The organism is Flavobacterium weaverense (genome assembly GCF_003688495.1).
GTDB lineage: Bacteria > Bacteroidota > Bacteroidia > Flavobacteriales > Flavobacteriaceae > Flavobacterium > Flavobacterium weaverense.
Genome location: NZ_REFH01000008.1, coordinates 337,938 through 350,618, shown reverse-complemented (window position 1 = coordinate 350,618; position 12,681 = coordinate 337,938). Strand labels below are relative to the sequence as shown.

The following is a 12,681-nucleotide window of genomic DNA, read 5'->3' as shown; positions in this document are numbered from 1 at the left end:
TTAATAATAGTATTATTTTAAAAAAAGCTTTTAAAGTAAAAAAAAAGAGATTGCCCTATTGGACAATCTCTTTAGATTTCTTAAATCAATCAATGCTATAATTTATTTTACAGTAATTAATTTTATATCAAAAATAAGTACAGCGCCTCCAGGTATTCCTGGTCGACCTCCGTTACCGTAACCTAAACTAGAAGGTACTAACAGTACGCCGCTTCCGCCTTCTTTGAAATATTGAATTCCTTCTGTCCATCCTTTTATTACTTGTTGTAAATTAAAAGTAATTCCTGCTGCTTCACTTTTATCAAAAGTTTTACCATTAGTAAAATATCCTTTGTACGCAACTGTTACATCTGAATTTGCATTAGGCTGTTTACCAGTTCCTTCTTCATTAATTATGTAATGTAAACCAGTTTCGCTTTTTTGGGAAATCAAATTATTTTTAGCAATATAATCAGTGATTTCTTTTTCATTTTGGATTGTATAATCAACTGGTTGTGTTTCAACATCAGATTTCAAATCTGGAAAGCAAGAAACAAATAGAAAAGAGACAAGTACTAATAAAGTGTATTTCATGGTATTTTTTATTTTATTTTGCCGCAAAGATAGTGAAATTAATTATCGCCAAAAATCTGCACATCATCTACTAGGAAAGCACCATCCAGCGCTAGATTTTTACCAGAACCACTGTACTTGAACGCTATATTAATTTTCCCTTTGTAAGAAGATAAATCTACTGCGCCACTTCCTATAAATTGACGCCATGGTGTGGATTGATTCGGTAAATTTGCTTTCAGCGGAATCCAAGTCGCTTTGGTTACGTTCAATCCATCAAAATTAGTTGAAACTAAAACTTCAAGCGCGTTAAGCGGTGAATCAATATCTAAATGATGTTGAGCAGCTCTAAAACTAAGGACTTCGTTCTTATAGATGTCCATATCTATTTTTGGTGAAATTAACCAAGCAACATTTGTAACTACTTTAGTACCTGAAATACTAAACTCGGCATAACCATTACCTGCCGAAACCCCTCCTTTCCATAAGAGCGATCCATTTTGTGCAATGTTTGTCCAACCAGCAAGAATCAAATTTGATTTATCAACTGCAGTTTCAAAATCTTGAATAAAGAATGGAGTTGCTCTCACCCCTTCCATAACGACATCTTTTTCGGACCTTGCGAGCAATTGATAATCAGTTCCATATTTTGTAAGCACACCTCTTACTTTACCGCTACCAGTAGGAACTAAGCTAGTAGAAAATTTAGCAAAACTACTAGTTCTAAAATAGATTTGGTTTCCAAGCTTATCCATTAGTCCCCAATTAGTCGCGCCACCTACATTATTTGTCTCTTCAAAATAATGGCGGCCCTTTGCGGCGATTGAAAATTGAACATCTGAAAGCTCGACTAAAGTGTTTAAGTATGAATCATTGAGCAGCTCAGTCATTGTAACGGCTTTTACAAGCTCATCCTCATTAGCGTTTTTGCATGAGGCGTTAAGAACTGCTTTGTAATCATTTTGAGAAAGTCTTCCCACTCCACCATCATTATAGCCATTAACAAAAATGCTTCCAATACGCATTCCTCCAAATGAAACATCTGTAAATTGGTTTTTCAACTTTAGATATACTTTGTTGCCAACTCTATAATCAATATATAAATTAGTAGCGTCAACTGGAACGCTAAAACCTATTGCTGGAGTTGCGGCTGTAGCCAAGGTTTGAAAAGATATAGTTTTAAAAAAATTTCCGGCTTCATCACTTGATATAACATAAGCTTCAATGACGTCATCGTATTTATATTGAGCCACGATAGCGTTTGCGTTTGCACGAACTTCACTCACCTTGATATTAGGAATCAAATCCGTTTGCGTGCAAACTAATTGTGGTGCAGACAAATTATCGTTTGTGCAAGCGCTTAATAGTAGCAGTGATAAAAAAAAGAAATAAGAATTATAAGTAGATTTTTTCATGTTCTAGAGACTATAAATTAATATATAAATTCACAAAATAGGTTCTTCCGTATCCGTAGAAATATTTATTACCGAAGGATGGCGTGCCACTAGAAACGTCTTGGTTCATTTCTCTAAAATTAGCATTTCGAGCCTGTTCATATCCCCCAGTTTTATAAGTAACATCGAGTACATTATTGACACTTGCGAAAATGCCAAAATTCGTTCCATGTATTCGCCAAGATTTTCCACCTACAAGATTTAAAAGCATTAACGGATCAAATTTTTCTTGCTTTAGCAACTCTGCAGCTCGTTCCTCTGTTGCCTCGGGAAAGTTAAAACCGGAAGCTGGATTTTTATAAAATATTTTAGTTCTAGAAATTGCTGAGATGTCGACGTAGCTATTTGTGAGATAATTGACATTAGTACTAATCCACCAGTATTTTGGATCTCTGTATTCTAAACCAAAAGAATAGGCTCGCTGTGGCATTCCTGCTTGCTTGTAGTTTTTAAGAGCAGCTGTTCCAAAATCAAAAACTGGATTTGTATTTTCTATGGAAGCTTTGGCGTCATTTACTAATGTAACTTGAGGATTACTTGCAATTGTATATTCTCCTATGGCTGCGGCCAAAGTAGTTTTTATTGTCGAAGTCAATTGGTATTCCAAACTTAACTCAGCACCAATATTCTTTTTATCTAATTTGCTTAGTGTTTGACTTACAAAAGCATCCGTATTCAAATATCCTGCTCCGTCATCAAAAATTCCTTCAGCGTAGAAAAATGAAATCTGAGTTATGTTTTTTATAAGTGAATAATATGTTGTCAATCTGCCTTTTAGTTTTGGCGAACGATAAATATAACTAACGTCGACACTATTAATATTTTCACTTTCAAGTTCATTTACTATTGAATTATTTAGTCTAGAATTGGGAAAAGTATTGCGTAAAGAAGGTGCTTTGGTCAAATGTGCTGCATTAAAAGTAACCAATTTTTTTCCGGAAATTTTGAAATTAAATCCAGCTTTGAATCCGAAATTTTCAAATGTTACTTTTTCACTTTTTCCAAAAGATGTGTTTTCGTAAATACCATTTTTATATAAACCTTCTCTTTGATAGGTTCTATTCGAAAACTGCTGCGCCAAATAAAAATCAATTTTGTTATATGTGAATTTAAACTGAGTAAAAGCCTCTAAAACAGCAGCAAAATAATTGTAATTATATCCATATGTTTCACCTACTACAACTTGGCGATCTGCATTATTAAGATCAGATTGAGATTGTGAACCTTTATAGAAGGTATCAATATCTTCAAAGTATCGTCCCCCAAGTAAATCTAGAAGATGCTGAGAATAATTAGATTTTATTTTTTTAAATGATGCTCCAGCGTTTAAAAATATGTTTTCTGAAAGTTGAGTAGTTAAATTAGTATTGATTGCAGCAGTTTGGTCTTCGACTCGATCCTCATATAGAACGTATTTACTTTTTGCAGGTTCATATCCTGAAATAATGCCATTGGAATCAAGAAAAGGAGTTTGATTTGCTTTATAAATAGCAGTCCAATCGATTTGAGGATTAGCTAGGAATGAATTTTTGCTTTTCTCTGCATTTTCATAATCTGGCGTAAATGCTCCTGAAAATTCTCCGCTATCTTTTGCATATAACGAACTATAAAAACTAGGTATTTTTCTATAATAGGATGGATCAGGGCTGATAGTATTTTGATAATCAATATTGCTATTAGCTACTTTACCAAATTGATACGTTACACTAGAATTTAGGTTGGTTTTATCATTAATTTTAAAATAATGATTGAGCATAATAGTAGGCATTTCAATAGATTTTATCCTCGAATTCCGCTTTTTGCCATCTTGAAAACCCCAATAAGAATTGTATTTGATAGTCGTTAAATCGGTGACTTCAGATGTATTTGGAGAATTTTTAGCTCTGTAATTTGGAGTATACATTGCTGTTAGATTTAATGAATGTTTTTCGCTCCATTTTTTTTCAAGACTTAGAAAAAAAGAATTTGCATCATAGCTCGTTCCTTCAAAATAGCCCTCTTGTGCCCAGCGTTTTCCCGCAGAAACCACATAAGCCCAACCAGAAGGATTCATACCGCTCGCATAAGTAGCCATGCTTCGCCAACTATAGTTAGTATTTGTACCTGAAAAAGTAATACGAGAACCCGGTCTATAAATCGAAGCGCGAGTATTGATTTGTTGCGTTCCTAAAATTCCACCGAAATTATAATCTGAAGCTGCAGTTCCCAGCGTAAATTCTTGATTGCGCAATGCATCATTCAATCCTCCCCATTCTCCCCATTGTGGTCTGCCATCATATATTTTATTCATGACAACACCATTAATCATCATCGTCGAATATTCGCTGTCTAATCCTCGAACCCTAAACCGAGCTTGTCCCCAGTTGAAGGCTGCTGATTGTAGAAAAACATCTCTTGAGGATTGTAAAAGTCCCGAAGTACTTTCTGAACTACTATTTTCATCACTAAAATCGCTTTCTACAAGTGTAATTATACTGCTTTGTTGTTCTAATGTTTGGTCTTCTTCTAAGCTGATTGTACCTAGATCAAGCATTTGGTCTGAAACAATTTCTAGCGGAAGGAGTACATCTTTGAATCCTTGGCTATGGATGAATAGCAAAACAGTACCTGAAGGAACAGAATCAAAAATAAATTGCCCATCAGTTTCAGTAATTTGCATTAATGAAGTATTTTGAACACTGACTACAACAAAACCTAATGGATTTTGAGATTTTGTTTCAATAATTCTTCCAAAAAAACCACTTTTATTTTGCGCAATTGCTCCCGATACATAAATGATAAAGAAAATTGTGAAGTAAAATTTATTCATACACTCAAATGCTATTAACGGTTATCAACAGAAAAATCCAAATTATAGAACCTATTATTGTCTATAGGAAATGCGAAAAGTTCAACTTATAAAACTCTCATAAGTTGAACTAAAAGCGTACATAACGCTATCCGAGATGGAGAACATTAATAATTGGATTAAAATTAAAGTTGGAAATTGATAAAAGCATCATATATAATCCTACTGAAAAAGTGGTATTTGAAATTCAGCAAGAAAAATTGAGTGACAGAATTATAATGTTAAAAGTAATAATTAAATTCTAATCTATTGATTTTCAATGTATTTATTTTTACTGAAAACGTTAGAATTTTTATTATACTGCATTTTCGAAAATAAAAAAGAGTCTAAAGCCACGATGTTAATGGCATCTTAGCTGATTTAGCAGGTCAATAAGCAATGAAATAATCAAGAATATCATGTTCTAAAGTATTGAGAGTAAAACAAAATGTTTTTGAAAAAGTGATTTACGGTTCCCAAATAAAACGTTATTCTACAGCTTCGATTTTAGAAACCATAAATGCGATTAGAACACCAAAAATGCCAATGAAACCGAACGAAAATCGGAGGCTTGAAACCTCAGCAATGTATCCTATGATAGGTGGTCCCATTAAAAAACCTAGAAAACTAACACTTGAAACAGTTGTTAAAGCGATACTTGGAGAAACATTAGGATTTTTGCCAGCAAGGCTATAAACAGTAGGTACAATTGTAGAAACTCCAAGTCCGACTAACATAAATGCGAGTGTAGAGGGAACAATATACGGAAAGAAAACTGCTGTAAAAAGTCCGGTAGAAATCATAATTCCACTAATTTGTAAAACGTTTTTTCTACCAAATTTTCGAATTAAACCATCACCTAAAAATCTTCCTCCAGCCATCATAATCATAAACGAAGTATATCCTAAAATCACTAAAGGTCCAGGAGCTTTGATGACATCTTTAAAATAAACACCACTCCAGTCAAACATTACACCTTCACTTGCCATGCTACAGAACCCAATAATTCCCAACCAAATTAAACCGCTATCTGGTTTTGAGAACATTTTTTTCTTTTTGATCTTTATGGTTTCTTTCGCTTTTACTAGAAACTGAAAGTTGAAAGCCATCAATAAAAATACTATTACTCCAACGATCAGAAAATGAATATAAGGTGTCAAATCAAATGCTAGCATTGCTAACCCTACTAAAGCACCCATAAATCCTGCAAAACTCCACATGCCATGAAATGACGACATTATTGTTTTTTTGAAAAGCACTTCAGTGTAAACTCCTTGCGTATTTACTGCAATATTTGATAAATTCCCAAATATCCCAAAAACAAATAATCCCGCCGATAATTGCCAAGCGTTATTAGCCAATCCTAAATTTGTTAAGCTAAAAACATAAAAAAGCAAAGAAAACACTAACATTCGGTGGCTTCCAAAACGACTTACTAATTTTCCCGAAAATGGCATAATCACTAACTGTCCTAATGGCAACGCAAATAAAATTGATCCTAAATCTCCTTCACTAAGTTGCAAAGTGGTTTTGATATCTGGAATTCTACTAGCCCAAGTTGCAAAGCACAATCCCATCCCGAAATAAAACATAGAAACCGCCCAACGAATTCTATTTAAATAAGAAATCTTTATGTCTTTGTACTGCTTCTTAAACTTTGCTTTTGTTTTTGATCTTCCTAAGAAGTTTATATTTATCAAACCGATTTATTTTAAATTTTAAAGTGCAAAATTACAACAAGCAATTGGCAATTGAATCAAAACCATTGGACCTAAAAAAACTATAACGTTATTGTTTATAAAAAGTCAATACTGCAAATATTATTATATTTTCAGTATCAAGATAATGCCTCTCAAATTATAAAGTGTAATTTTCTTCAGAGATATAATTATTAATTAATTCTTAGAATTCCAATCGCTTTTAAAAACTTTGATCTACTTTAATTACTGTAATAGTCTTGTCATTAAATTTTATAAATCAATTACTTTTCGCTGCACGCTACTTTGAATTGCGGCTTCAATAATTTGCATCACAGCAACGCCATCCTTTGCAGTAACTGGTTCTATACTGTCATTTACTATAGAATCATAGACACCTTCAAAAAAGTCGTAATAATTCCCTTGTAGAGTTGGAATCATTTCATTAATTATTTTACCATCAATTTCTGTATGTAACAAGCCTCTTTTTTCAATTGACTCGGTTCCCCAAGTTGTTAAATTCGGTTTTTTAGCTAATTTTAATTCGTCTTCCTGAACATCGCCTCTAGGTTTTAAGAAAGAACCTTTTTTACCATGAATTACATAAGCTGGATTTGCCTCTCGAACAAAAAATCCCGCTTTTAAACGCACACGAAAATTAGGATAATAGAGTACGATATCAATATAATCATCAACTAATGAGTTTTTCCTTGTAATACGAATATCTGCAAAAACTGATCGTGGTAAACCAAATAAACATAATGCCTGATCAATAATATGTGGACCTAAATCTTTCAGAATTCCAGATCCACAATTGATAGTTTCTTTATGTTGTTTTGGACTCAATAATGGATTAAATCTATCAAAATGAAATTCAGCTTCTACGATTTCGCCAAGGAGTTCATCAAAAATTATTTTTTGAACTGTTTTAAAATCACTATCCCATCTTCTGTTTTGGAACACAGCCAGTTTTAATCGTTTTTCTTTGGCTAAAGCTAATAATTCCTGCGCTTCGGCAACAGTTGTCGTAAATGCTTTTTCGACAATTGCATGTTTTCCTGCTTGTAATACTTTTTTAGTATATTCATAATGCGTTGCCACAGGAGTATTTATAACAACTAAATCTACATCATCGTCTAACAATTCCTCTATTGACTCATAACTTTTGACCTTTGGAAAATCAAGATGAATCACTTTTTTACTTCTTTCCCAAGAACCAGTGAGTTCAAATCCGGGATGGAAAGTTAGAAAGGGAGCATGAAATACTTTTCCTGACATTCCGTAAGAAAGAAGAGCGGTTTTAATTTTTTGCATAATGTAATAATCAAATAGTGAATTGTAAAAGCCAAAAATGAATCTCACAAATTTAAACGTACTAAGTAGTGTAAAACTATGAAATTCATTTTCTATCTATTACTTTAGATTTTTGCTCTTTCGTATTGTTTTGGCCATTGAATTTCAGCTTCTAAATCATGTGCAAATGACAATCCTAAGTTTGGATTTCTTAATGATTCTCTAGCAAACAAAACCAAATCTGCTTTTCCTGACGAGATAATTTCTTCTGCTTGTTTGGCATCAGTGATTAAACCAACGGCCGCAGTCAAAATTCCTGTTTCTTTTTTTATACTTTCTGCAAAAGGAACTTGGTAATTAGGTCCTAACGGAATTTGTTGATGTGAAACTGCACCTCCCGAAGAAACGTCAATTAAATCCACCCCTCTTTCTTTTAATATTTTCGAAAGCTGGATTGACTCTTCGATATTCCATCCGCCTTCTGCCCAATCTGTTGCTGATATTCTAACAAATAAAGGCAAGTTTTCTGGCCATTCTGATTGAACTGCGGCTACTACTTCTAAAGTTAATCGGATTCGATTTTCAAAACTTCCTCCGTATTCATCTGTTCGAAGATTAGACAAAGGCGACATAAATTGATGTAATAAATATCCATGAGCGCCATGAATTTCGACAACTTGGTAACCAGCTTCAACTGCTCTTTTAGTCGCTGATTTAAAATCTTCAATGACTTTTTGTATCCCGGTTTTATCTAATGCTATTGGTGCGGTTTCATTTTCATGATACGCCAAAGCACTTGGTGCAACAGTGTTCCAACCTCCATTTTCAATTGTTACCTTTCGACCACCGTTCCATGGCGACGCTGCACTGGCTTTCCTGCCGGCATGCGCTAATTGTATTCCGGGAATTGAATTTTGACTAATTATAAATTGATTAATTTGTTTCAATTTATCAATTTGTTCGTCTTTCCAAAGTCCTAAATCTTGAGGTGAAATTCTTCCTTCTGGCGAAACAGAAGTCGCTTCTTGAATGATTAATGCAGCACCGCCGCTAGCGCGACTTCCTAAATGAACAAGATGCCAGTCGTTAGCAAAACCATCTGTTGCCGAATATTGGCACATTGGCGAAACAGCAATTCTATTTTTAAATTGGATACTTTTTATCGAAAGAGGCGAAAATAATTTTGATCTCATAATGTAAGCTTTAAGTAGAAATAACTAAAAAATAAGTTGTAAAAAGTAAAGTTAAGCGACTGCAATTAAAGGAAAGATTGAATTTAAATTAATTAACAAAGTTTTAAAACCCTATGGAACAATATTTGTAAATTAAACAAATAGAAAACCTTACTTTTGTGAGTTGTAAAAGAACTAAAATTAAACAATGGACATATTTATAAAGCTTTCTCAATTTTTATTGAGTTTATCATTACTTATTATACTTCACGAATTAGGACATTTCATTCCTGCAAAATTATTCAAAACAAGAGTCGAAAAATTTTACTTATTTTTTGACGTTAAATATTCCCTTCTAAAAAAGAAAATTGGAGATACTGAATACGGTATTGGTTGGTTACCGCTAGGTGGTTACGTGAAAATTTCTGGAATGATCGACGAAAGTATGGACAAGGAGCAAATGGCTTTGCCGCCACAACCTTGGGAATTTCGTTCTAAACCAGCTTATCAGCGTTTGATTATCATGTTAGGTGGAGTTACGGTAAACTTTATTTTAGCATTTATCATCTATATAGGTATGGCATTTGCTTATGGCGAAACTTATATAGCTAACGATGATTTGAAAGACGGATTATTGATTGAAAACAAAGCAATGCTAAATGTTGGTTTCAAAACAGGTGATAAAATACTTGCTGCTGACGGTTTAAAAATAGCAAAATTTGATAATGACATCACTATGAAAGTCATTATGGCAAAAGAGGTTTTGATCGAAAGAAATGGCATGCAACAAACTATTAAAATGCCAAATGATTTTGTTGATCAACTATCAAAGCATGAAAAAGGAGGCTTAATGAGCATCAGAATGCCGTTTGTTGTGGGAGCAATCTCTGAAGATTCTAAAAACACTGCGTTACAGCCAAAAGATGTTGTGTTGAAATTAAACGGTCAGCCTGCTAAATATTTTGATCAAGCTAAAGCCATTTTAGAGAACAACAAGAATAAAACAATTCCTGCTACTATTTTAAGAGATCTAAAAGAGATTGAAGTTCCTGTTGTTGTAACTAGCGATGGAAAATTAGGAATTGGCGTTGGTGGCTTAAGTTTGAGTAATCTTGAGAAATTAGGATACTATAAAATTAGTAAGCAAGAATTTGGTTTTCTAGAGGCAATTCCTGTTGGAATTACAAAAGGTAAAGATCAATTAATAGGATACGGGAAACAACTGAAAATGATTTTCAGTCCAAGTACTGGTGCTTACAAACAAGTAGGTGGATTTAAAGCAATATTTGATATTTTTCCAAACACGTGGAGTTGGGAAACGTTCTGGAATATTACTGCATTATTATCAATCATGCTTGGTGTAATGAACTTATTACCTATTCCAGCACTTGATGGTGGTCATGTTATGTTTTTATTATACGAAATTATTAGCGGTAAAAAACCTAGTGATAAATTCCTAGAGAATGCGCAATTAGTTGGTTTTGTTTTACTTATAACACTATTACTATTTGCTAATGGAAATGATATTTACAAAGCAATTGTAGGGAGATAAAAAAAATTAAAAAAAGTTGGGTTTTTATTTGCACAAACCAAATGATAGCCTATCTTTGCACCGCTTTAGAGATGTAACGCAAGTTACTTTTTACTGCTCAGTTTCCTTCTTAGCTCAGTTGGTTAGAGCATCTGACTGTTAATCAGAGGGTCCTTGGTTCGAGCCCAAGAGAGGGAGCTTTTATAAAAAGACTATCAGAAATGATAGTCTTTTTTTTTGCACTAAAGTGAAGTGGAATAGTGCTTCCCCACATTATGATTAAAATAGTGAATTTTTGTCTTTTGACAGCTTGACAAGTTATTTTAGGAAAAAAGGCAACATATTAGGCAACATCTATTTTTCTAAAAGGCAACACTTTTTTGGATCAAGAACAATACACGAGGATCATCCAAAAACATTAAGTAAAGTTACGTACCATTCTTAAAACACTGTAATAAGCGATACCCGATGTTTCTAGTAAGAATCATTTTTAATTTCCTTACTCTTAAATTAACATAGTAACATTAGCATCACCTCTGCTTAACAAAATGGTCACGATTTGAATAATCTCCTTTAACTTGCTTACCATTTCTTCACTGTTTCTTTGTCAAAAATAATTAAAAACAAGAAGCATGAAAATTAACTACCTGAAACAACTCGGAATTTTATCTATCGCTAGTTTAGCTGTTGTAAGTTGTCAAAATGATAACGAAGAAAAAAAATCCAACTCTTTAATTGATTTTAACACCTCATCAATGCCCGCTTTAGTAGTTGCTAAAGAAGGGTTTGAAAATCTAAAAATAAGTTCTTTAATAAGTAGTACAGATGTATTATCTGAATCTCCTTCTTTCGTGTACGGTGCACAACCTGATGGCGCTGGATTTATGAAAGATCCTAATGGAGATGGGTACATGATGATTACCAATCACGAAATATTAAAATCAGTTTCCAGAGTTTATTTTGATAAAACATTAAAACCTATAAAAGGGGATTATATCGTTGATGGAATTGGCGGAATGACCAGACTTTGTTCTGCAACTTTAGCGACTCCGGCTACTCATGGGTTTGGACCTATGTTTTTAACCGCTGGCGAGAGCGGTGAAGAAAGTATGGTACACGGAATTGATCCATTTAGTCTAAGCAGTCAAAAAAGTAGAAAGGACCGTGTTTTACCTGCTTTAGGAAAAGCTAGTATGGAAAATGCTGTACCGCTAACAAAAGCAGCTTATGCTGGAAAAACAGTAATTATCATTGGCGAAGACCAAGGATATTCGACAGGACACACTAGTGCTGGACAAGTAATAATGTATGTAAATGAAGTTGTAGGAGATCTTAATAATGGAAAATTGTATGCATTAAAAAGAAATGATGGTGTACAAACCGAAACTACAATGACGGTAGGAAATTCTTTTGATGTTTCTTTTGTGGAGATTCCAAATGCTAAAAACCTAACTGGAGCAGCAATAAATACAACTGTAAATAATTTAGGAGCGATTCGTTTTTCAAGAGTTGAAGATGTCGATTATAGAAAAGGTTCTGCTAAAAATAACCGTGAAATCTATTTCACAGCTACTGGTCAAGCTAGCGGAAACAATCCTGTAGCAGGTTATACTATGTGGGGAAGAGTGTATAGATTAGTTTTAGACGACAAAAATCCTTTAATAGGGAAAATAGAATTAGTTGTTGAAGGCGATTCTACGCCGGGAACTGGTATCATAAATCCAGACAACATTTGTGTAACAGAGAATTATGTTTACATCCAAGAAGATGGGGATTCCTATTACGCAGATGCAAAACACGATTCGTACATCTGGCAATATAACATTGCTACAAAAGCAAACAAACCATGGATGACAATGAATCATAAAAGAGATGATGCTGTCTGGAACGCAACTTACAATCAATCTGGCACAACTAAATTAGGTAGTTGGGAATATGGCGCAATGGAAGATATCTCTGATGTGATAGGTGTTCCAAATACATTTATCTTAAACATTCACCCACATACTTGGCAAAAAGATGCTTTTAAAAATCCTGATGGAAGCGGTGTTAACACGAACAAAGAAGGTGGACAGACCGTAATTATTAGAAATGTTCAAAAGTAATTTTAGAATTAATTTATTCCAAAGCAACCTACTACAGGTTGTTTTGGTTT

General features: G+C 33.6%; 8 protein-coding genes and 1 tRNA gene. 3 read left to right on the top strand and 6 right to left on the bottom strand.

The window, feature by feature from the left end; all coding sequences use genetic code 11:
- Positions 1 to 102: 102 nt before the first annotated feature.
- From BC961_RS05130 to BC961_RS05105, 6 genes are all read right to left on the bottom strand, one after another.
- On the bottom strand, positions 103 to 573 hold the full coding sequence (locus BC961_RS05130; RefSeq protein ID WP_121924785.1) for an FKBP-type peptidyl-prolyl cis-trans isomerase: 471 nt from the start codon (positions 571 to 573) through the stop codon (positions 103 to 105).
- Positions 574 to 611: 38 nt separating this feature from the next.
- The gene (locus tag BC961_RS05125; RefSeq protein WP_121924784.1) at positions 612 to 1,967 is read right to left on the bottom strand and encodes a DUF5689 domain-containing protein; all 1,356 of its coding nucleotides are present in this window, start codon (positions 1,965 to 1,967) and stop codon (positions 612 to 614) included.
- 10 nt (positions 1,968 to 1,977) lie between these two features.
- Positions 1,978 to 4,815, bottom strand: coding sequence for a carboxypeptidase-like regulatory domain-containing protein (locus tag BC961_RS05120; RefSeq protein ID WP_121924783.1), 2,838 nt, complete (start codon positions 4,813 to 4,815; stop codon positions 1,978 to 1,980).
- Positions 4,816 to 5,321: 506 nt separating this feature from the next.
- Positions 5,322 to 6,533 (bottom strand): MFS transporter, encoded by a 1,212-nt coding sequence (locus BC961_RS05115; RefSeq protein ID WP_121924782.1) that lies wholly within the window; start codon positions 6,531 to 6,533, stop codon positions 5,322 to 5,324.
- Between the two features lie 270 nt (positions 6,534 to 6,803).
- Positions 6,804 to 7,844: a Gfo/Idh/MocA family oxidoreductase gene (locus BC961_RS05110; protein WP_121924781.1), complete on the bottom strand. Its 1,041-nt coding sequence runs from the start codon at positions 7,842 to 7,844 to the stop codon at positions 6,804 to 6,806.
- Between the two features lie 104 nt (positions 7,845 to 7,948).
- Positions 7,949 to 9,016 (bottom strand): NADH:flavin oxidoreductase/NADH oxidase, encoded by a 1,068-nt coding sequence (locus tag BC961_RS05105; protein WP_121924780.1) that lies wholly within the window; start codon positions 9,014 to 9,016, stop codon positions 7,949 to 7,951.
- 187 nt (positions 9,017 to 9,203) lie between these two features.
- On the opposite strand from BC961_RS05105, the gene rseP reads away from it, so the two are divergent.
- The 3 genes from rseP to BC961_RS05090 all read left to right on the top strand — a co-directional run bounded on the left by rseP (position 9,204) and on the right by BC961_RS05090 (position 12,631).
- On the top strand, positions 9,204 to 10,547 hold the full coding sequence (rseP, locus tag BC961_RS05100) for an RIP metalloprotease RseP (RefSeq protein WP_121924779.1): 1,344 nt from the start codon (positions 9,204 to 9,206) through the stop codon (positions 10,545 to 10,547).
- Between the two features lie 103 nt (positions 10,548 to 10,650).
- A tRNA-Asn gene (locus BC961_RS05095) sits at positions 10,651 to 10,724 on the top strand.
- Between the two features lie 434 nt (positions 10,725 to 11,158).
- On the top strand, positions 11,159 to 12,631 hold the full coding sequence (locus tag BC961_RS05090; protein WP_121924778.1) for a PhoX family protein: 1,473 nt from the start codon (positions 11,159 to 11,161) through the stop codon (positions 12,629 to 12,631).
- Positions 12,632 to 12,681 lie beyond the last annotated feature (50 nt).

Coding starts and splice junctions, on each gene's coding strand:
- BC961_RS05120 (WP_121924783.1), bottom strand. CDS start 4,815: ATGAATAAATTTTACTTCACAATTTTCTTTATCATTTATGTATCGGGA.
- BC961_RS05090 (WP_121924778.1), top strand. CDS start 11,159: ATGAAAATTAACTACCTGAAACAACTCGGAATTTTATCTATCGCTAGT.
- BC961_RS05125 (WP_121924784.1), bottom strand. CDS start 1,967: ATGAAAAAATCTACTTATAATTCTTATTTCTTTTTTTTATCACTGCTA.
- BC961_RS05105 (WP_121924780.1), bottom strand. CDS start 9,016: ATGAGATCAAAATTATTTTCGCCTCTTTCGATAAAAAGTATCCAATTT.
- rseP (WP_121924779.1), top strand. CDS start 9,204: ATGGACATATTTATAAAGCTTTCTCAATTTTTATTGAGTTTATCATTA.
- BC961_RS05130 (WP_121924785.1), bottom strand. CDS start 573: ATGAAATACACTTTATTAGTACTTGTCTCTTTTCTATTTGTTTCTTGC.
- BC961_RS05110 (WP_121924781.1), bottom strand. CDS start 7,844: ATGCAAAAAATTAAAACCGCTCTTCTTTCTTACGGAATGTCAGGAAAA.